Source organism: Mycobacterium sp. 4D054 (assembly GCF_052245755.1).
GTDB lineage: Bacteria > Actinomycetota > Actinomycetes > Mycobacteriales > Mycobacteriaceae > Mycobacterium.
Window position 1 is genome coordinate 37,471 of the sequence record NZ_JBQQCF010000035.1, and the last position, 19,408, is coordinate 56,878.

General features: G+C 67.9%; 19 protein-coding genes. 10 read left to right on the forward strand and 9 right to left on the reverse strand.

The features are described 5' to 3' along the window. Positions 1 to 9 precede the first annotated feature (9 nt). Positions 10 to 1,323 carry a Na+/H+ antiporter NhaA gene (nhaA, locus tag ACTWP6_RS21970; protein ID WP_260758073.1) on the reverse strand — a complete coding sequence of 438 codons (1,314 nt, stop codon included), beginning with the start codon at positions 1,321 to 1,323 and terminating at the stop codon, positions 10 to 12. Positions 1,324 to 1,551: 228 nt separating this feature from the next. Here nhaA and ACTWP6_RS21975 point away from each other — a divergent pair, with 228 nt between their 5' ends. Further along, positions 1,552 to 4,503, forward strand: coding sequence for a UPF0182 family protein (locus ACTWP6_RS21975; RefSeq protein ID WP_443188753.1), 2,952 nt, complete (start codon positions 1,552 to 1,554; stop codon positions 4,501 to 4,503). A 7-nt stretch (positions 4,504 to 4,510) separates the two neighbouring features. Here the strand turns inward: ACTWP6_RS21975 and ACTWP6_RS21980 are convergent, their stop codons facing one another. Continuing rightward, complete coding sequence (locus tag ACTWP6_RS21980; RefSeq protein WP_443188754.1) at positions 4,511 to 5,695, reverse strand: class I SAM-dependent RNA methyltransferase; 1,185 nt, start codon at positions 5,693 to 5,695, stop codon at positions 4,511 to 4,513. Beyond that, positions 5,692 to 7,686, reverse strand: a complete 1,995-nt coding sequence (locus ACTWP6_RS21985; protein ID WP_443188755.1) for an APC family permease — start codon at positions 7,684 to 7,686, stop codon at positions 5,692 to 5,694. Before ACTWP6_RS21985 ends, ACTWP6_RS21980 begins: the two co-directional genes overlap by 4 nt. 100 nt (positions 7,687 to 7,786) lie before the next feature. Here ACTWP6_RS21985 and ACTWP6_RS21990 point away from each other — a divergent pair, with 100 nt between their 5' ends. Then, positions 7,787 to 8,458, forward strand: coding sequence for a potassium channel family protein (locus tag ACTWP6_RS21990; RefSeq protein WP_260751780.1), 672 nt, complete (start codon positions 7,787 to 7,789; stop codon positions 8,456 to 8,458). Between the two features lie 129 nt (positions 8,459 to 8,587). Next, positions 8,588 to 9,253 (forward strand): potassium channel family protein, encoded by a 666-nt coding sequence (locus tag ACTWP6_RS21995; RefSeq protein WP_260751779.1) that lies wholly within the window; start codon positions 8,588 to 8,590, stop codon positions 9,251 to 9,253. Positions 9,254 to 9,259: 6 nt separating this feature from the next. On the opposite strand, the gene ACTWP6_RS22000 is transcribed toward ACTWP6_RS21995, so the two are convergent. Then, the gene (locus tag ACTWP6_RS22000; protein ID WP_260751778.1) at positions 9,260 to 9,961 is read right to left on the reverse strand and encodes a DUF3159 domain-containing protein; all 702 of its coding nucleotides are present in this window, start codon (positions 9,959 to 9,961) and stop codon (positions 9,260 to 9,262) included. After that, on the reverse strand, positions 9,958 to 10,329 hold the full coding sequence (locus ACTWP6_RS22005) for an OB-fold nucleic acid binding domain-containing protein (protein ID WP_260751777.1): 372 nt from the start codon (positions 10,327 to 10,329) through the stop codon (positions 9,958 to 9,960). The genes ACTWP6_RS22000 and ACTWP6_RS22005 overlap by 4 nt, the downstream gene beginning before the upstream one ends. Positions 10,330 to 10,473: 144 nt before the next feature. Between ACTWP6_RS22005 and ACTWP6_RS22010 the strand changes: the two genes are divergently transcribed. Further along, a complete protein-coding gene (locus ACTWP6_RS22010) occupies positions 10,474 to 11,178 on the forward strand; it encodes an alpha/beta fold hydrolase (RefSeq protein ID WP_443188756.1) in 705 nt (234 codons plus the stop codon). A 182-nt stretch (positions 11,179 to 11,360) separates the two neighbouring features. On the opposite strand, the gene ACTWP6_RS22015 is transcribed toward ACTWP6_RS22010, so the two are convergent. Both ACTWP6_RS22015 and dut read right to left on the reverse strand, forming a co-directional pair. Beyond that, entirely contained in the window at positions 11,361 to 12,173 is an 813-nt protein-coding gene (locus tag ACTWP6_RS22015; RefSeq protein WP_396884446.1) for a DUF3710 domain-containing protein, read from the reverse strand. Continuing rightward, positions 12,160 to 12,624, reverse strand: coding sequence for a dUTP diphosphatase (gene dut, locus ACTWP6_RS22020; protein WP_260751773.1), 465 nt, complete (start codon positions 12,622 to 12,624; stop codon positions 12,160 to 12,162). Before dut ends, ACTWP6_RS22015 begins: the two co-directional genes overlap by 14 nt. A gap of 25 nt (positions 12,625 to 12,649) precedes the next feature. Between dut and ACTWP6_RS22025 the strand changes: the two genes are divergently transcribed. Then, complete coding sequence (locus tag ACTWP6_RS22025) at positions 12,650 to 13,126, forward strand: DUF3093 domain-containing protein (RefSeq protein ID WP_443188757.1); 477 nt, start codon at positions 12,650 to 12,652, stop codon at positions 13,124 to 13,126. Positions 13,127 to 13,148: 22 nt separating this feature from the next. On the opposite strand, the gene ACTWP6_RS22030 is transcribed toward ACTWP6_RS22025, so the two are convergent. After that, positions 13,149 to 13,451, reverse strand: a complete 303-nt coding sequence (locus ACTWP6_RS22030) for a DUF4193 domain-containing protein (protein WP_260751769.1) — start codon at positions 13,449 to 13,451, stop codon at positions 13,149 to 13,151. Positions 13,452 to 13,629: 178 nt separating this feature from the next. On the opposite strand from ACTWP6_RS22030, the gene cei reads away from it, so the two are divergent. Continuing rightward, complete coding sequence (gene cei, locus ACTWP6_RS22035; protein WP_260751767.1) at positions 13,630 to 14,286, forward strand: envelope integrity protein Cei; 657 nt, start codon at positions 13,630 to 13,632, stop codon at positions 14,284 to 14,286. Positions 14,287 to 14,289: 3 nt separating this feature from the next. On the opposite strand, the gene ACTWP6_RS22040 is transcribed toward cei, so the two are convergent. Beyond that, positions 14,290 to 15,138, reverse strand: a complete 849-nt coding sequence (locus ACTWP6_RS22040; RefSeq protein ID WP_443188758.1) for an inositol monophosphatase family protein — start codon at positions 15,136 to 15,138, stop codon at positions 14,290 to 14,292. A 137-nt stretch (positions 15,139 to 15,275) separates the two neighbouring features. On the opposite strand from ACTWP6_RS22040, the gene ppgK reads away from it, so the two are divergent. The 4 genes from ppgK (at position 15,276) to ACTWP6_RS22060 (ending at position 19,286) form a co-directional block, all read left to right on the forward strand. Further along, positions 15,276 to 16,091 (forward strand): polyphosphate--glucose phosphotransferase, encoded by an 816-nt coding sequence (gene ppgK / locus ACTWP6_RS22045; protein ID WP_260751765.1) that lies wholly within the window; start codon positions 15,276 to 15,278, stop codon positions 16,089 to 16,091. A 237-nt stretch (positions 16,092 to 16,328) separates the two neighbouring features. After that, on the forward strand, positions 16,329 to 17,768 hold the full coding sequence (locus ACTWP6_RS22050) for an RNA polymerase sigma factor (RefSeq protein ID WP_260751764.1): 1,440 nt from the start codon (positions 16,329 to 16,331) through the stop codon (positions 17,766 to 17,768). A gap of 34 nt (positions 17,769 to 17,802) precedes the next feature. Next, a complete protein-coding gene (locus tag ACTWP6_RS22055) occupies positions 17,803 to 18,768 on the forward strand; it encodes a tyrosine-type recombinase/integrase (protein ID WP_443188759.1) in 966 nt (321 codons plus the stop codon). Further along, positions 18,765 to 19,286, forward strand: coding sequence for a hypothetical protein (locus tag ACTWP6_RS22060; protein ID WP_443188760.1), 522 nt, complete (start codon positions 18,765 to 18,767; stop codon positions 19,284 to 19,286). The genes ACTWP6_RS22055 and ACTWP6_RS22060 overlap by 4 nt, the downstream gene beginning before the upstream one ends. Positions 19,287 to 19,408 lie beyond the last annotated feature (122 nt).

Here is a 19,408-nt window from a genome sequence, read left to right on the forward strand (position 1 = left end):
CCGAGATGGTCAGTCCTGTCGAGTCTGGTAGACATCGGGCACTCCGTCGCGGTCGGCATCGGCCGTTTCTTCCTGGTATATCCGCCGGTAGACACGGTTTCTGGTGAGCAGGATGCCGGCCGCCAACGTGGCCGCCAGCAGCGAGCCGGACAACACACCGATCTTCACAAATTCGTCACGTTCGGACCCCATGCCGTAGGCCAGGTCGCCGATCAACAGCGACACGGTGAACCCGACGCCGGCCAGCATGGACATCCCGAGCACGTCCACCCACCGCAACGACGAATCCAGGCTGGCCCGCGTCACCGCCGACAGGACACGGGTGGTGAGCAGGATCCCGATCGGCTTGCCCAAGACCAGGCCGAGCACGATTCCCAAGGTGATCGGATCGCCGAGTGCCCGGGTCAGCCCGCTGAGACCACCGATGCTCACACCGGCGGCGAAGAAGGCGAACACCGGAATCGCGACGCCGGCCGAGATCGGACGGAACCGGTGTTCGAAATACTCGGCCATACCCACCCGGTGCTCCGGCTCGACTTCACGTCCCCGCTGTGTCGCCGATCGCCGCACCGGAACCGCGAAACCGAGCAGCACGCCGGCCACCGTGGCGTGCACACCCGACTCGTGCACCAGCACCCACACCGCCACCGCCAGAGGGACGAGCACCCACCACTTCTGGACGCCGCGCTGGACGCACACTGTGAAGAGCGCCAGCGGAACCACCGCCAGGGCCAACGCCCACCCGTTGATCTCCTGGGTGTAGAACACGGCGATGACGGTGATCGCCAGCAGGTCATCGATGACGGCCAGCGTCAGCAGGAACGTCCTCAGCGCGGACGGCAGATGGGTGGCGATCACGGCGAGCACCGCCACCGCGAACGCGATGTCCGTGGCAGTCGGGATCGCCCAGCCGCGCAACGCCCCGTCCCCGGTGTTGAGGTTCACCAGGACGAAGATCAGCGCGGGCACCACCATGCCGCCGACCGCGGCAGCGATCGGCAGCGCCGCCCGACTCGGATCCCGTAGATCGCCGGCAACGAACTCCCGCTTGAGCTCAAAGCCGACCACCAGAAAGAAGATCGCCAGCAGCCCGTCGGCGGCCCAGGCCCCCAGCGTGAGGTTCAGGTGCAGCCCGAACCATTCGCCTCCCAGCTCGAGATCGCGCAGCGCGAAGTAGCTCTGCGCCCACGGGGAATTCGCCCAGATCAACGCCGCAGCGGCGGCCACCAGGAGGATGGCGCCGCCGACGGTTTCCTTGCGGAGAATTTCGGTGACCCGGCGGGTCTCCGCCCAGGAACCTCGTGAGAAGACCGGGCGGCGCATCGGCGAGAACGGGCTGGTTGCCAAATCGAGAGTCCCATCATTTGTGGTCGTCAAAGCAAGGCCGACCAGACTTCCCGGCACACCAACTACGATCAATGTAGGCCATTCGCCACTCGCGCACTCGCCGAGCCGGGTCCGACCTCTGTCGGCGTTCTGCCGGGAGACTGGCCGCACCGGTGCCTCGGTATGCCCGGATCGACGGCACATCACCGCGATCGGAGCGCCCTGATGAAGACTGCGCCGTCGGCCAGGTTCGCACACCTCCCCCGCCGCACCCGCGCCGCGTTGTTCGTCGCTGCGGGGTGCGTGACGCTGCTCATCGTCGGCCCCCGCGCTGTCGACGCCTACGTCGATTGGTTGTGGTTCGGAGAAGTCGGCTACCGATCGGTCTGGGTGACGGTGTTGCTCACCCGGCTGGGGATTTTCATCGCCGCCGCGACATTGGTCGGGGGTGCGGTGATGGCCGCTGCCCTGCTGGCCTACCGCACCCGCCCGGTGTTCGTGCCGGCTGAGATCAGGTCAGAACCGCTCGATCCGTACCGCGCGGCCGCGATGGCGAGGCCCCGGCTGACCGCGTTCGGCATCGCGGCCATTGCGGGTCTGCTCTGCGGACTGATCGCCCAGCTGCGCTGGACGACGGTGCAACTGTTCCTCCACGGCGGCGCGTTCGGCATCGCAGACCCCGAGTTCGGCCACGACATCAGCTTCTACGTGTTCGATCTGCCGTTCTACCGCATAGTGCTGAACTGGTTACTCGTGGCCTGCGTGATGGCGCTGCTGGCCAACCTGGCCGCGAACTATCTGTTCGGAGGGCTGCGCATCGGCGCCGGCAAGGGCACGCTGACCCAGCCGGCACGCGTGCAGATCGCGGTCCTCGCGGGCACGGCGATCATGCTCAAAGCGGTGGCCTACTGGTTCGACCGTTACGAACTGCTCTCCGCGGACCGCAAAGAGCCCACGTTCACCGGCGCCGGCTACACCGACATCCACGCGGCGCTGCCGGCCAAACTCGTGCTGTTGGCGATCGCCGTGCTGTGTGCCGTGTCGTTCTTCGCCGCGGTCTTCCTTCGCGACATGCGGATTCCGGCGATGGCCACCGCGCTCCTGGTGCTCTCGTCGCTGTTGGTGGGCGGCGCCTGGCCGATGTTGATGGAGCAGTTCTCCGTGCGGCCCAACGCCGCCGATCTCGAAGCGCCCTACATCGACCGCAACATCGATGCCACCCGCGCGGCCTTCCGACTCGGCCGCGACCATGTCGAATACCGCGACTACCCCGGTATCGGCACCACCTCTCCCGTCGACGTGCCGGCGGACCGGACCACCATCGCCCAGGTGCGCCTGCTGGACCCCAACATCCTGTCGCGGACTTTCACTCAGCAACAACAGCTGAAGAATTTCTACAGCTTCCCGGAGGCCCTGGACATCGATCGTTACCGCATCGACGGTCAGGTGCAGGACTACATCGTGGGTGTGCGTGAACTGTCCCCGGATTCGCTGACCGGCAACCAGACCGACTGGATCAATCGCCACACCGTCTACACGCACGGCAACGGGTTCGTCGCCGCGCCCGCGAACCGGGTCAATGCCGCGGTGCGTGAAGCCGCCGAGGCCTCGGAGAGCAACAGCGGCTACCCGATCTACGCCGTCAGCGACATCGCCACGCAGGCGTCAGGCCACCAGGTCATCCCCGTCGAGCAGCCGCGCATCTACTTCGGTGAGGTGATCGCCCGAGCCGATCCCGATTATGCGATCGTCGGCGGCGCCCCGGGGGCGCAGCCTCGCGAGTACGACACCGACACCTCGACCTACACCTACACCGGAGCCGGCGGCGTTCCCATCGGAAACTGGTTCAACCGCAGCGTTTTCGCCGCCAAGTTGACCGAGCGCAACATCCTGTTCTCGCGGGCGATCGGCGCGGAGTCGAAGTTGATCCTTCACCGGGATCCCAAGAAGAGGGTCGAGCGGGTGGCGCCGTGGCTGACCACTGACGCCAACACCTACCCCGCGGTCGTCGATGGACGCATCGTATGGGTCGTCGACGCCTACACCACGCTGGACCGGTATCCGTACGCCGCCCGCGCCTTGCTGGAACAGCCGGCGCTCACCCCGAGCGGGTCATTCCGGCAGGGCAATGCGGTGGGGTACGCCCGCAACTCGGTCAAGGCGACCGTCGACGCGTATGACGGAACCGTCACGCTCTATCAATTCGACACCGACGACCCGGTCCTGGCGGCGTGGATGCGCGCGCTGCCAGGCACCGTCACGAGCGCAGACGACATTCCCGACCAGCTGCGGGCGCACTTCCGCTATCCGGAGGACCTGTTCCGCGTGCAGCGCGATCTGCTGTCGAAGTACCACGTGGACGAGCCCCGAGAATTCTTCACCACCAACGCTTTCTGGTCGGTCCCGAGCGATCCCACCAAAGACGCCACCTCGGCGCAACCACCGTTCTATGTGCTCATCGGCGACGAGGAGACCGCAGAGCCGTCGTTCCGGCTGGCCACGGCGATGGTGGGCTACAGCCGGGAATTCCTGTCGGCCTACATTTCCGCCGGCTCCGACCCGCACGATTACGGGAAGCTCTCGGTACTGCAGCTACCGACCGACACCCTCACCCAGGGCCCGCAACAGATCCAGAACTCGATGATCTCCGACACCCGGGTGGCTTCCGAACGAACCCTGCTGGAGCGGTCGAACCAGATCCACTACGGCAACCTGCTCACCCTGCCGATCGCCGACGGCGGCGTGCTGTACGTCGAACCGCTCTACACCGAACGCATCTCGACGAATCCGAACAGTTCGACCTTCCCGCAGCTGTCCCGGGTGCTGGCGAGTTTCCGCGAACCCGGAGGCGGCGGCGTGCGGGTCGGGTACGCCCCGACCCTGTCTGAGGCGCTGGACCAGATCTTCGGTTCGGGTACGGGCCGTGTCGCCACCGCGCCGGGCGGAGATGCCGCCTCGGTCCCGCCTCCCTCTGCCCAGCCGCCTTCGGCCCCGGGACCGACCGATCCGCTCCCAGCACCCGAAACCGCGCCGGACGCGCAACGCGCGGTTCCGCTTCCCCCGGGCTCCGACGGTCCGATTTCGGCGACAGAGCTTCGCGAAGCGCTCGATCAGATGCGTGAGGCCCTCGACCGGATGGAACAAGCCGTCGATGCTCTGGAGCCTGCGCAGCCCTGAACCTGTCTCACCTGCGCAGCACGGCGACGCACTCGACATGGTGGGTCAGCGGGAACGAGTCGAACACGCGCAGCTGCTCGACCGCATACCCGTGCTCCACGTAGAGACCTACATCGCGGGCGAACGACGCTGCCTCGCAACCGATATGGACGATGCGCGGCACCTCGGCACCGGCCAGCAAACCGATCACCTCGCGGCCGGCGCCGGTGCGGGGCGGATCCAGCACCGCGACGTCGGCGCGCCGGCGCTGCCCGCTCAGCGCGCGGCGCACCGAATCCGTCAGCACGGTCACGTTGCCCAGGTCCGCCAGTGCCGCGCGTGCCGACCGCGACGCGCCCCTGGAGGTGTCCACGGTCAGCACCGAGCCGGTGTCGCCGACCTCGCGGGCCAGCGCCGCGGCGAAAACCCCTGCGCCGCCGTATAAGTCCCAGGCGGTCATGCCCGGTTCGAGCGCGGCCCACTGCGCTACCAGCCCGCTGTAGAGCGCGGGTGCGTCCCGGTGCGCCTGCCAGAACGCGGTGACCGGCACCCGCCAGGACCGCCCATGTACCCGCTGCACCGCCTCGTAGTCGCCTTCCACGACGGTGGTGCGGCGGCCGCGCCCGGCATGCGCGACGTGCCGGTTACCGTCGTCGTCGATGACGACGTGGACGGCGGCCCCGGCCGGCCAGCGGGTGTCTGCCAGCCCGTCGAGCATGCCTGCGGGCAGCTGTGCGCAGTCGAGCCGATGCACCAGCTCGGCGCTGTGATAGCGGTGGAAACCGACGCGGCCGTCGGGCGAGGTATCGAGGCGTACCCGGGTCCGCCATCCGGTCGCGGCACCGTCGCCGACCGGCTCGGCGGAGGCCTCCGACTCGTCTAGCCAGCGGTGATTGCCAAGCCGGACAAGTTGATTGGCGACCACAGCACCCTTGATCCGGCGCGCCGCGGCGGGGTCGGCGAACGCGAGGTCGCAGCAGCCGGAACCACCTGCGCCCGCGATCGGGCAGAGGGTGTCGACGCGGTCCGGCGACGGTTCGAGCACCTCGACCGTCTCGGCGTTCCAGTACGACCCGCGCTCGTCGACGAGCCGGGCGCGGACCGTCTCCCCCGGCAGCGCGTAGCGCACGAACACCACCCGACCGTCGTGGCGCGCGACACAGCTGCCGCCGTTGGCTGCCGCGGTGGTGGTCAGCACCAGGTCGTCACTCAATCCAGGAACCCCTTGCGTGCGTCTCCGGGTGCGGACTGCGGCGCCAGCTTCTTCAATCGCTCCGACGAACTCAGCTGCCAGGGCACCGACGTCACCATCACGTTGGGTTCGAACAGCAGGCGGCCTTTCAGCCGCAGCGCACTCTGGTTGTGCAGCACCTGTTCCCACCAGTGGCCGACGACGTACTCGGGGATGAACACGGTGACCACCGTGCGGGGCGAGTCCTTGCTCACCCTCTTGACGTAGTCGAGCACGGGGCGGGTGATCTCCCGGTACGGCGAGGCGATCACCTTCAGCGGCACGTTGATGTCGCTGTGCTCCCACTTGTGCACCAGCTGGCGGGTCTCGGCATCGTCGACGCTGACGGTGACCGCTTCCAGCACGTCGGGTCTGGTGGCCCGGGCATACGCAAGCGCGCGCAGCGTGGGCATGTGGAGGTTGGAGACCAGCACGATCGCGTGGTTACGGCTGGGCAGCACGATGTCCTCGGTCTCGGCGGCCTGGGCGTCCAGCTCCTGGCTGACCGCCGCGTAGTGCCGGTGGATCAGCTTCATGATCCCGAACAGCGCGGCCATCGCCAGTATCGCGATCCACGCCCCGACGAGGAATTTGGTCACCACGACGATCACCAGCACGGTTCCGGTGCAGACCAGCCCCACGGTGTTGATCACCCGCGCCCGCATCATCCGTCGGCGCGCGGCCGGATCGGTCTCGGTGCGCAACAGCCGGGTCCAGTGCCGGACCATCCCGACCTGGCTGAGGGTGAACGACACGAACACCCCGACGATGTAGAGCTGGATCAGCGCGGTGACCTGGGCCTGGAACGCCACCACGAAGGCGATCGCGCCGAACGCCAGGAACAGGATCCCGTTGGAAAACGCCAGCCGGTCACCGCGGGTGTGCAGCTGACGCGGCAGGAAGCGGTCCTGAGCCAGAATCGATCCCAGCACCGGGAAGCCGTTGAACGCGGTGTTGGCGGCCAGCACCAGGATCAGTGCGGTGACGCCGGCGATCAGGTAGAGCCCCAGCGGGAAGCCATGGAACACCGCCTCGGCCAGCTGCGCGATCAGTGTTTTCTGGTGATAGTCGGGCGGCGCGCCGACGAGTTGTTCATGGGGACGTTCGGCGATCTTCACGCCGGTTGCCTTGGCCAGCATGATGATGCCCATGAACAGTGTGATCGCGATCACGCCGAGCAGCAGCAGCGTGGTTGCGGCGTTGCGCGACTTCGGTTTACGGAACGCGGGCACACCGTTGCTGATGGCCTCGACACCGGTCAGCGCCGCGCTGCCGGACGAGAACGCACGGGCCACAAGGAACACCAGCGCGAAGCCGACGACGTCGCCGTGCTCGGAATGCATCTCGAAGTCGGCCGACTCCGCCCGCAGCGGGATGTCCAGCGCGTAGATCTGGACGAAGCCCCACACCAGCATCAGGTACATGCCGATCATGAACGCGTAGGTGGGAATCGCGAACGCGGTGCCGGACTCGCGGATACCCCGCATGTTCAGTGACGCGAGCAGCAGGATCGCGATGACGGCGAACAGCACCTTGTGGTCGTTGACGAACGGTATCGCGGACCCGATGTTCGACATCGCCGAGGACATCGACACCGCGACGGTCAACACGTAGTCGACCAACAGCGCGCTGGCCACCGTCAGCCCGGCGGTGGGGCCGAGATTGGTGGTCACCACCTCGTAGTCGCCGCCGCCGGACGGGTAGGCGTGCACGTTCTGCCGGTAACTGGCGATCACGACCAGCATCACCGCGGCCACGGCCAGCCCGATCCACGGCGCCATCGAGTAGGCGGCCAGGCCGGCCACCGACAGCACCAGGAAGATCTCCTCGGGCGCGTACGCCGTCGAGGACAGCGCGTCGGAGGCGAAGACCGGCAACGCTATCCGCTTGGGTAGCAGGGTGTGCGACAGCTTGTCACTGCGGAACGGCCGGCCCAGCACCAATCGCCGGGCGACGGTCGAAAGCTTGGACACGAGTGCCAAGAGTAAGCCCGACGGCCCGCAACCGTCGGAAAGCGGTAGCGTTCCGCGTGCATGGGTTTTGCAGCGACCTCGGCCGGGAAAGGACCGTCAGGTGCGTGTAGTGGTGATGGGGTGTGGCCGTGTCGGCGCATCGCTGTCGGACAGCCTGGCCAGGATCGGCCACGACGTCGCGGTGATCGACCGCGACGCCACCGCATTCCACCGGCTCTCCGCGGAATTCCCGGGTGAGCGGGTGCTCGGCATGGGTTTCGATCGCGATGTGCTGATCCGGGCGGGTATCGAGGGCGCCTCTGCGTTCGCTGCGGTGTCCTCGGGCGACAACTCGAACATCATCTCCGCGCGGGTGGCGCGCGAGACGTTCGGCGTGCAACGGGTGGTGGCGCGCATCTACGACGCCAAGCGCGCGGCCGTCTACGAGCGGCTCGGCATCCCCACCGTGGCGACCGTGCCGTGGACCACCGATCGGCTGCTCAACGTGCTAACGCGGGAGACCGAGACCACCAAGTGGCGCGACCCTACCGGCAACGTCGGGGTCACCGAGCTGGCGCTGCACGAGGACTGGGTGGGCCGCCGCCTCACTGAGCTGGAGTCCGCGACGTCGGGCCGGGTGGCGTTCTTGATCCGCTTCGGCGCCGGGCTGCTGCCCGACGCGAAGACCGTCATCCAAGCCGGAGACCAGGTTTACATGGCCGCGGTGTCGGGGCACATCGCCGAGGCGCTGGCGATCGCCGCGTTGCCGCCCAGCGAGGACCCGGAGGGCTGATGCGGACGCGAGGAGCAGTTTCACTGATGCGGACGCGATGGAGCAGTGTGATGACGCGGACGCGATGGAGCAGTGTGATTACGCGGACGCGAGGAGCAGTGTGATGACGCGGACGCGAGGAGCAGGGTGATGAAGGTCGCGATCGCCGGGGCAGGCGCGGTGGGCCGGTCCATCGCGCGCGAGCTCGTCGAGTCCCACCAGGTCACGCTGCTGGAGCGCAATCCCGATCACATCGACGTCGAAACCGTTCCGGCCGCGGTCTGGCGCCTGGGCGACGCGTGCGAGCTGAGCCTGCTCGAATCGGTCAAGCTGGAGGAGTTCGACGTCGTCATCGCCGCCACGGGTGACGACAAAGCCAACGTTGTGGTCAGCCTGCTGGCCAAGACGGAGTTCGCGGTTCCGCGTGTGGTGGCCCGGGTGAACGACCCGCGCAACGAGTGGCTCTTCGATGAGTCCTGGGGCGTCGACGTCGCGGTCTCCACGCCGCGCATGCTGGCGTCGCTCGTCGAGGAGGCGGTGTCGGTCGGCGACCTGGTGCGGTTGATGGAGTTCCGTAAGGGCCAGGCCAACCTGGTCGAGATCACGCTGCCCGACGACACGCCGTGGGGCGGTAAGCCGGTCAAACGTCTTGACCTGCCCAGGGACGTGACGTTGGTGACGATCCTGCGGGGTCCCCGGGTGATCGTCCCGGAGCGCGACGAGCCGCTCGAAGGCGGTGACGAGCTGTTGTTCGTCGCGGTCACCGAAGCCGAAGACCAGCTGCGTGAGTTGCTGCTCAATCCGCAGCAGCGGTGAGTTCTGTCAGTTCGGCTCGTGGGCCGCGTCGTCGCGGGGTTCGGGGGTGGCCGGCTCGTGCAAGCCGCGTTCCCGTAAGGCTCGCTGAGCGCCCCGTATCGCGATGTAGGTGACCACCGCGGCGACCGCCGTCAGCGGCCATCCCATCGCGATCCGCGCGACGCCGAGCCAGCCCGTCTGATCGGCGTCGTAGAGATGCTGCTGAACCACGAACCGCGAGGTGAACACCGCCGCCCATACCAGTGTGGCGACGTCGAACGCACGCACCGCCCGGCGCTCCTCGCGCCAGCGCCGGTCGCCGGTGTGCACCCAGCCCCAGATGTAGCCGACGACCGGGCGACGGATCACCACCGACGCCGTGAACACCACGGCCCAGAACAGCGACGTCCAGATGCCGAGCAGGAAGTACCCCTTCGACGCACCGACGAGATAGGCGATCAGCGCGCTGATCCCGACGGCGAAGAACCCGGAGATCGCCGGCTGGGCGGTCTCCCGGCGGACCAACCGCCAGATCAGGATCACGGTGGCCACCCCAAGCGCGGCAGCGATTGCGGGCATCAGCCCGAAAAGGGAAGACACCGGGACGAACACCACGACGGGCAGCGAGGAGTAGATCAGGCCGCTGACGCCGCCCATCTGTTCCAGGACGGCGGCGCCGCGTGCCGGAGGGGTCTGGTGCGTACCCGGATCGGTGCCCGGGTCGCTCACTTCTGGATCTCGTAGTGGGGGTTGTAGATCGCCTTGGATCCGTTGTCCAACTTGCCGACTCGGCCGTGCACCTTGAGGGTGCGGCCCGACTCGATACCCGGGATGCGACGCTGCCCCAACCAGACCAGCATCACCGAGTCAGTACCGTCGAACAGTTCCGCCTTCACCCCGCCGGCGCAGCTCTTGCCGTTGCACTCAACGCTGCGCAAGGTGCCGATCATCGTGACTTCCTGACCGCGCTGACAGTCGATCGCCTTCTGGGCGCCCGTACCGGCGGCTTCGTCGTTGAGTTCTTCGACGTCGAGTTGTTCAGGATCTTCGGTCAACCGGCGGGTGAGCCGGCGAAGATATCCCTCGGCCGTGGCCATGGCCTCTCCTGACCTTCTGCCAATCCAAATGGATGCTGTTAAACCAACGCCACGGTAGACCTCTTGGTTCCCAGATGCTAACTACAGCGCGAGTGGTGTTGGGGTCGCGTCGATGTGAGTTCCACGACAGGGCACGATCAAAACATGACGGTCACTCTGCGCGGCGTCACCGCGGTCCTGCTCCCCGGAACAGGGTCCGACGACGATTTCGTCTACCGGGCGTTCTCCCCCGCGCTGCACGACGCCGGTGCGGTGGTGGTGACCCCGCCCCCGCAGCCCGAGCGTCTCGTCGACGGCTACCGCGACGGGCTGCGCGATACCGCCCGGTCCGGACCGATCGTGGTGGGCGGTGTGTCGATCGGCGCGGCGGTGGCCCTGGAATGGGCGCTGGCCCACCCGCAGGACGTTGTGGCAGTGCTGGCCGCCCTGCCCGCCTGGACCGGGGACCCCGACGCGGCGCCGGCAGCGATGGCCGCTCGCTACTCGGCCGAGACGCTGCGCCGCGACGGGCTGGCGGCGGCCACCGCGCAGATGCAGTCGAGCAGCCCGGCATGGCTGGCCCGGGAACTGACCCGATCGTGGCTCGGACAGTGGCCGGCGCTGCCGGACGCGATGGAGGAGGCCGCTCGGTATGTCGCGCCGACCAGTATCGAGCTGGAGTACCTGGGCGTCCCGCTCGGCGTGGTGTCGGCCGCCGACGACCCGGTGCACCCGCTGGAGGTCGGCATTGAGTGGGCGACCGCCGCGCCGTGCGCGGCGCTGCGCACCGTCACCCTCGACGCGATCGGCGCCGATCCTGCTGTACTCGGCGCCGAGTGTCTGGCGGCGCTGCGGGACGCCACCGCTTGATCGTCATCCGCCGGCCTGATTGGCGGATTCCTCAACGCGGCTCGTCCCTCACCGCTTGATCGTCATCCGCCGGGCCTGATTGGCGGATTCCTCAACGCGGCTCGTCCCTCACCGCTTGATCGTCATCCGCCGGGCCTGATTGGCGGATTCCTCAACGCGGCTCGTCCCTCACCGCTTGATCGTCATCCGCCGGTGATGGTCCGCAGCTGTTGCATCGCCGAACCCTGCGTGGAGCGGCGTGCATTGGGCTGCGGCGGCTCCTGCTGTTGCGGCGTGGCCGGGGGCTGAGGCGGCTGCGGCGCGCCGCCCTGCTGCTGGGCCATCGCCTGCTGGGCCTGCTGCGCCGCCTGCTGCTGCGCGGCAGCCAGCTGCGCGGCCATCGGCTCCGGCAGCTGCACCGGAAGCGGGGTGCGCACCGGCAGCGGCGTGTCACCACGGCGAACCACCGTGTCGGCCAGAGCGTTTCGGGCTTCCTCAGCCAGCTCGCTCACCCGCTCGTAGGGTCCGTTGACCACACAGCGGACCATCCAGCGGTACCCGTCCACGCCGATGAAGCGCACGACGGCCGCGCCCTCTCCGGCCGAGCCGACAACCTCACGGCCCCACGGGCCGTCTTCGATGCTGACCCGCGGAGCGTCTTTGCGCAGCGACTCCGCCAGCTCCGAGGCCACTTCCCGCCACAAGCCGGCGGACTTGGGCGCCGCGTACGCCGCAATCGTGAAACGGCCGTTGGGAGTCACGACCCAGATGGCGCTCGGCGCCCCGGCCTCGTTGAGTTCCACCTGCACCTGGCCGTTCTGGGGCATCGGGATCAGCACCGAGCCCAGGTCCAGCCGTGCCTGCACGGCGACCGACGGATCGTCGAAGTCGTCGATGTCGAAGGGGCCTTCCAGCTCCTCGTCGTCGGTGTCCACCGACGTCACCTCCTCGGGTGTTTCAGCGCTGTCACTGTGGTGTCTTCCCACTTTGGTGTCCTCTCCCCTACAGACTGGCATGCCCGCCCGACGAGCCGTGACCACCGTCACCGCGCGTCGTGTCGGCCAATCCGGCCTCATCGAAAGACGTCACCTCGATCAGATCGGGCAACTCGACCCGCTGCACCAGCAGCTGGGCGATCCGGTCACCGCGGCGGATCACGATCGGAACCGCGGGATCGAGGTTGATCAGCGATACCTTGATCTCCCCCCGGTACCCGGCGTCGATCGTGCCGGGGCTGTTGACGATCGAAAGCCCAACGCGGGCAGCAAGTCCCGAGCGCGGGTGGATGAGTCCGACCATGCCGTGCGGAATGGCCACCGCCACCCCGGTCGGCACCAACGCCCGCTGGTGCGGTGCGAGTTCGACGTCCTGAGCACTGTAGAGGTCGACTCCCGCGTCGCCGTCGTGCGCCCGGCTGGGCAGCGGGAGGTCGCGGTCGAGTCGCACTACCGCCAAAGAGGAGGACACGACGTCAGAGATTACTCTTGGCCACGTGTCAGACACGCGTGCCACTGCCCGAACCGTTCGCTACCGCGAGCGGCTGCGGGTCCCGCTGTGGTGGTGGGTGCCCGGGCTCGGGGTCGCCGCCCTGATCGCGCTCGAGGTGGATCAGGGCATCAGCGCGTTGCCGAGCTGGCTGCCCTACGCGGTGCTGTTGCCCGTGGCCGCCGTCGTGCTGCTCATGCTCAGCAGGACCGAACTCAAGGTAGTGAGCAGCGGCGCTGAAAATGAGCTGTGGGTGGGCAACGCGCATCTACCGGCCTCGGTCATCTCGCGCACGGCGGAGGTCCCACGCTCGGCCAAGTCGGCGGCGTTGGGACGCCAGCTCGATCCCGCTGCGTACGTCGTGCACCGGGCCTGGGTCGGCCCGATGGTGCTGCTGGTATTGGAGGATCCGGATGATCCCACCCCGTACTGGCTGGTCAGCGCCAAGCATCCGGACAAGCTCCTCGCTGCCCTGCGCGCCTGAGAACAGGCGCGTAGCTCACGCGTCAGGCAGCGCAGTCGGTGCAGATCATCTGGCCGTTCTTCTCAGTGGCCAGGCGGCTGCGGTGATGCACCAGGAAGCAGCTTGAGCAGGTGAACTCGTCGGCCTGTTTCGGGATCACCCGGACCGACAACTCCTCGCCGGACAGATCGGCACCCGGGAGTTCGAAGTTCTCCGCGGATTCCGACTCGTCGACGTCGACGACAGCCGACTGAGCTTCGTTGCGCCGCGCCTTCAGTTCCTCCAGTGAATCCTCGGAAACGTCGTCGGTCTCAGTGCGCCTTGGGGCGTCGTAATCGGTGGCCATAACGTGTCCCCTCCGTGAAGCTCGTTGCAGCGTTGCTTTGTACCAGCGTCGAACGCATCCGCCAAATAATTCGTGCCCGGATTGACACCGGTTCTCATGTGATTTATGTCACACTCCCGGCCGGGTCGTCGTCGCCGCCGGTCGGAGCCCTGCCGGTGGTGGCTCTAGAGTGCTGGACGTGGTCGCGCAAATCACCGAGGGCACGGCGTTCGACAAACACGGGCGCCCCTTCCGCCGTCGCAACATCGTGCCCGGGATCGTGCTGTTCGCGTGCCTGGCGGTCGCCTCGACACTGGTCTGGGTGATCGCGCTGTCGCGGCCGCCGGAGGTGCCGCAGGCCGCGGTGTGCAATCCTCCCCCGCCCCCGGCCGAGCCGGGCGCCCCGGCACCGAACCTCGGCGAACAGGTGTCCCGCTCGACGATGCTCGACGTGACACCGGCCAAGCTGGCCGATGCCAGGGTTCGGGTGCTCAACGCCAGCGGACAGGGCGGGCAGGCCGGTGAGATCGCAGGAGAACTGCGTGATCTGGGCTTCACCGAACCCGAGGCCGCCAACGATCCGCTGTACACGACCGCGCGACTGCAATGCCAGGGTCAGATCCGGTTCGGGCCGGCGGGCCGCGCCGCCGCAGCGGCAGTGTGGCTGGTGGCGCCCTGCACCGAACTGTTCCAGGACGGCCGCACCGACGACACGGTCGATCTGGCGATCGGCACCGACTTCGCCGAGCTGACCCACAGCGACGACATCGACGCCGTGCTGGCGAGCCTGCTTCCCGACGCCACCGCACCCGCCGACCCCGAGCTGCTCACCAAGGCCCACACCGGGACCTGCTGACACTCAGCGCGCGATCGCCCCGCAGCGGATCAGAGCCTCGTCGAAGGAGGCGCTGATGCCGGGCGCAGCGGCCACCATCAGCCCCGGCTCCGCCACCGACGCGGGTGCACGCACGTGCGCGCCCGCCTCTGCGGCGATCAGCGCTGCGGCCGCCCAGTCCCACAGATGCACGCCGTCTTCGAAGTAGGCGTCGAGTCGCCCCTCGGCGACCATGCACAGATCGAGTGCGCACGAACCCTGCCGTCTGAGGTCACGGACGTCGGGGAGCAGCCGGGCCACGATCTCGCCCTGTCGGCGACGGTGCTCGCGGTCGTAGGAGAACCCGGTGCCCACCAGCGCCATCGACAGATCTGTGGCGTCGGTGCACCGCAATTCGGTGACGACTCCGCCGCGGCGCACCGTGGCGCCGTGCCCGAGCGCCGCCGAGTACACCGCCCCGCCCGCGACGTCGGCCACGGCACCGGCCACCGACGCGCCGTCGCGCCGCACACCGACCGAGACCGCATAGGCGGGTAACCCGTACAGGAAGTTGACAGTGCCGTCGATCGGGTCGAGCACCCAGGTCAGCCGTCCGCCGGCGGCGTCGACCGCTCCGCCTTCCTCCTCGCCGACAATCGCGTCGCCGGGCCGCAACACCGCCAGCCGCTCGCGCAGCAATCGTTCGGTCTCGGTGTCGACCACGGTGACCGGATCGGTCGGGGTGCTCTTCACGCGCACTGCGGGCGGGGTGTCCTCGGTCACCGTGCCGGGTCCGAACACCTCGGGCCGACGCCTCCGGACGAACTCGGCGGCTTCGGACGCCAGCTGCTCTGCCACCGCACGCAGACCTGTGGGCTCGCTGTCGGAATTCACATGTCCATCGCAGCACACCCGCGGGATGCGCGACTGGCCCCCATCGCAATTGGCGAGCCGATAGGGTGTCAAACGCGCCCCGGCGACCCCCGCCGCGCCGAGAGCACCGGTGCCATCACCTGCGCAGAGGAGCCTGCATGACAGCCGACGCGTCACCCCCGCCGTCTGACACCCCCGCCCCGGGCTTGAGTTCACCGCGGCGCGGATTCGGCATCGACGTCGGCGGAAGCGGCGTCAAAGGCGGCATCGTCGACCTGGACACCGGCCGGCTCATCGGGGACCGGTTCAAGCTGCCCACCCCCCAGCCGGCCACGCCGGACGCGGTGGCCAAGACCATCGCCGAGGTCGTCGCCCACTTCGGCTGGGACGGCCCGCTGGGGGTGACTTACCCCGGCGTCGTCACCGACGGCATCGTGCGCACCGCCGCCAACGTCGACAAGGGCTGGATCGGACTCAACGCCAGGGAGGTCATCGGAGGGGCGCTGAACGGCCAGCCGGTGACGGTGCTCAACGACGCCGACGCCGCCGGCCTGGCCGAGGAGAAATTCGGTGCCGGCCGGGACAACACGGGGGTCATCGTGTTGCTGACCTTCGGCACCGGGATCGGCTCGGCGGTGATCCACAACGGGGTGCTGCTGCCCAACACCGAGTTCGGCCATCTGGAGGTCGGCGGCAAGGAAGCCGAACACCGAGCGGCCAGCTCCGTCAAGGAACGCAAGGACTGGAGCTACGAGCGCTGGACCAAAGAGGTCACCAAGGTGCTCGTGGCCATCGAGAACGCCATCTGGCCGGACCTGTTCATCGTCGGCGGCGGCATCAGCCGCAAGGCCGACAAGTGGGTGCCGCTGCTGGAGAACCGCACCCCCGTGGTGCCCGCCGCGCTGCAGAACACCGCGGGGATCGTCGGCGCGGCGATGGCCGCGGACTTCGACGTCACCGCCACCGGTAAGTAGCCGGCGCCCGCGGCGAGGGCGGCAGGCACCGGACGCGCGCGTGCGTCAAATTTGCCGCTGGGCACAGCGCCAATCCGCACTGTCGTTACAATGGTCAACGGCGGCCGCCTACTGAACAGCAGCGGAGTATCCCACCTTGAGATGACGCTGTGAGATCGACGCCGACATTCCCCATAGCCGACACAATCGGTGGCGCATGTGTGCCCGCCGACGACCCGCACGACCGAAAGGGTGTACGTGGCAGCGACCAAGGCAAGCCCGGCAACCGACGAGCCGGTGAAGCGCACCGCCGCCAAGGCCCCCGCGAAGAAGGCGCCCGCCAAGAAGGCTGCCAAGAGCGCGCAGGCGAAGGCCACCAAACGCGCCGCGAAACCCGGTGACGCCCCGGCGACCCGAGGCCGCGCCAAGAAGGCCACGTCGGCCGAGGCCGATGACGATCTCGCCGCAGAAGACGTCGACGGCGCCGAAGATCTCGACGCCGAGCCGGGCGAGGATCTGGACGTCGAGGACACCGACATCGAGCTTGACGACATCGACGTCGATGACGACGCCTCCGGCGACGACGACGCCGACGACGCGGAGTCCGACGACGAAGCCGCCGATGCCGCCCCGAAGGCGGCCGGCAAGGCGGCCAAAGACGGCGACGACGACGCCATCGCCGAGCCGTCCGAGAAGGACAAGGCTTCCGGCGACTTCGTCTGGGACGAAGAGGAATCCGAGGCCCTGCGCCAGGCCCGCAAGGATGCCGAGCTCACCGCCTCCGCCGACTCGGTGCGCGCCTACCTCAAGCAGATCGGCAAGGTCGCGCTGCTCAACGCCGAGGAGGAGGTCGAGCTTGCCAAGCGCATCGAGGCCGGCCTGTACGCCACCCAGCTGATGAACGAGCTCGCCGAAAAGGGCGAGAAACTGCCAGCCGCACAGCGCCGCGACATGATGTGGATCTGCCGCGACGGGGACCGCGCAAAGAATCATCTGCTGGAGGCGAACCTGCGGCTGGTGGTGTCGCTGGCCAAGCGTTACACCGGCCGCGGCATGGCGTTCCTGGACCTCATCCAGGAAGGAAACCTCGGCCTGATCCGCGCCGTCGAGAAATTCGACTACACCAAGGGCTACAAGTTCTCGACCTACGCCACCTGGTGGATCCGTCAGGCCATCACCCGAGCCATGGCCGACCAGGCCCGCACCATCCGCATCCCGGTGCACATGGTCGAGGTGATCAACAAGCTGGGTCGCATCCAGCGCGAGCTGCTGCAGGACCTGGGCCGCGAGCCCACGCCCGAAGAGCTGGCCAAGGAAATGGACATCACGCCGGAGAAGGTGCTGGAGATCCAGCAGTACGCGCGTGAGCCGATCTCGCTGGACCAGACCATCGGCGACGAGGGTGACAGCCAGCTCGGCGATTTCATCGAGGACAGCGAGGCCGTGGTGGCTGTGGACGCCGTGTCGTTCACGCTGCTGCAGGACCAGCTGCAGTCGGTGCTGGAGACGCTGTCCGAACGCGAGGCCGGCGTGGTGCGCCTGCGGTTCGGTCTCACCGACGGCCAGCCCCGCACCCTCGACGAGATCGGCCAGGTCTACGGAGTGACCCGCGAGCGGATCCGCCAGATCGAGTCCAAGACGATGTCGAAGCTCCGGCATCCCAGCCGCTCTCAGGTGCTCCGCGACTACCTGGACTGACGGACACTCCGTTTTATTGTCCTGACCTGCAGTTATGCAGGTCAGTCAAGAAATAGTAGACATGCACAGCGCTGCCAGTCAAGATATTGTCATGGCGCGCCACAAACCCACACCACTCGATCTGGCTGCCTTGCTGCCCTCGTGGGAGCTCGCGCTGCGCGCCGAGCAGAAGTCGCCGCAGACGCTCAAGTCCTACGGCGACGGCGTCAGAGGGTTCCTGCGCTGGTGTGACGAGCACCACAAGACCCCGGCGCTCGATCGCGACATGGTGCGCGCGTGGATCGCCGATCTGCTCGACGGCGGCGCAGAACCCACGACCGCCCGCGCGCGCCAGCTCGCTCTGCGCCGATTCAGTGCGTGGCTTGAGGAAGAGGGCGAGGTCGACACCGATCCCCTAATCGGTCTCAGGGCACCCAAGCTCGATACGAAAGTCACGAACTCGCTCACCGAGCCTGAGATCAAGCGACTGATCAAGGCTTGCACTGGCCCCGACTTCCGGGACCGCCGCGATGAGGCGATCGTGCGGCTGATGATCGAGACCGGTATGCGCGCGGGCGAGGTCGTCGGCCTGGCAGTGGCCGACGTCGACCTGGCAGCCGGGCTGGCCACCGTTCGCCGCGGCAAGGGCGGCAAGGGTCGGATCGCGCCATTCGGTCCGCAGACCGCCAGAGCCATCGACCGGTACATCCGGCAGCGACGAACGCATCTGCTCGCCGACACGACTCCCCTATGGCTCGGCGACCGCGGCAAGGGCTTCAACTACGACGGTCTGCATGCCACGCTGAAGTACCGAGCGGGGCTCGCTGGACTAACCGGATTCCATCCCCATCTACTACGCCACACCGCCGCGTCGCGCTGGCTGGCCGCCGGCGGATCCGAGGGCGGCCTGATGGCGGTGGCAGGTTGGGCGACTCGGGACATGATCGACCGTTACACCAGGGCCACGGCCGCCGAGCGTGCGGCGGCCGAGGCGCGCGCGCTTAACTTGGGGGAACTATGACCGGACCGTTCGAAAGCACAGGCCTGGACAAGTCGGGCGAGATTACCGTTTTCTGCGATGCCGAGTCACATCCATTGTGGGAACATACTTTTGAGCGACGAGGTGACGGCCCGTGGGAGCCGGAACCATTCCAGTCTGTAGGTGGCAGCGGTACGGGCTACGACGCCGGACTCGACGGTGCCATCACAACACCACGCAGGGGCGGCGGGATCGAGTACATCGACGCCGCTGGACGCGTAGTCCCAATCTGGGACTCCGGACGCGGCATCACGGACACTGATGGCGCCGCCCGCTTCGTCTCAGCACTTGATGGTGCGCGGGCTGCGGCCGGCGCGCCGCCAGACACCCAACTTGCGCTTGGTCGTCGATACCAGGTGCGTTGTCCACAATGCGGCGACAGCGTCCGTCGAACCGAGGCTGAGCTGAAGAAGCAGTTCGATTTACTGTGGGAGCGCGACTGTTTCCGCATTTCGCTGAACGGTCTGCGCGCGATCGCGAAGATGTCGAAGAAGGCTTAGCCTCGATCTTTCACGTGGCGGGTAGTTGAGGTCTTTTCGTGGCGTGGGTGGGCGGTTCTGACGTGGGCGGCCTGGGGTTCCGGCGTTGCGTCTCGCCGGTGCTCCTGGGTCCTTTGCTCGTC

Coding starts and splice junctions, on each gene's coding strand:
- nhaA (WP_260758073.1), bottom strand. CDS start 1,323: ATGCGCCGCCCGGTCTTCTCACGAGGTTCCTGGGCGGAGACCCGCCGG.
- ACTWP6_RS21975 (WP_443188753.1), top strand. CDS start 1,552: ATGAAGACTGCGCCGTCGGCCAGGTTCGCACACCTCCCCCGCCGCACC.
- ACTWP6_RS21995 (WP_260751779.1), top strand. CDS start 8,588: ATGAAGGTCGCGATCGCCGGGGCAGGCGCGGTGGGCCGGTCCATCGCG.
- ACTWP6_RS22005 (WP_260751777.1), bottom strand. CDS start 10,329: ATGGCCACGGCCGAGGGATATCTTCGCCGGCTCACCCGCCGGTTGACC.
- ACTWP6_RS22010 (WP_443188756.1), top strand. CDS start 10,474: ATGACGGTCACTCTGCGCGGCGTCACCGCGGTCCTGCTCCCCGGAACA.
- ACTWP6_RS22015 (WP_396884446.1), bottom strand. CDS start 12,173: ATGCCAGTCTGTAGGGGAGAGGACACCAAAGTGGGAAGACACCACAGT.
- ACTWP6_RS22030 (WP_260751769.1), bottom strand. CDS start 13,451: ATGGCCACCGATTACGACGCCCCAAGGCGCACTGAGACCGACGACGTT.
- ppgK (WP_260751765.1), top strand. CDS start 15,276: ATGACAGCCGACGCGTCACCCCCGCCGTCTGACACCCCCGCCCCGGGC.
- ACTWP6_RS22055 (WP_443188759.1), top strand. CDS start 17,803: ATGCAGGTCAGTCAAGAAATAGTAGACATGCACAGCGCTGCCAGTCAA.
- ACTWP6_RS22060 (WP_443188760.1), top strand. CDS start 18,765: ATGACCGGACCGTTCGAAAGCACAGGCCTGGACAAGTCGGGCGAGATT.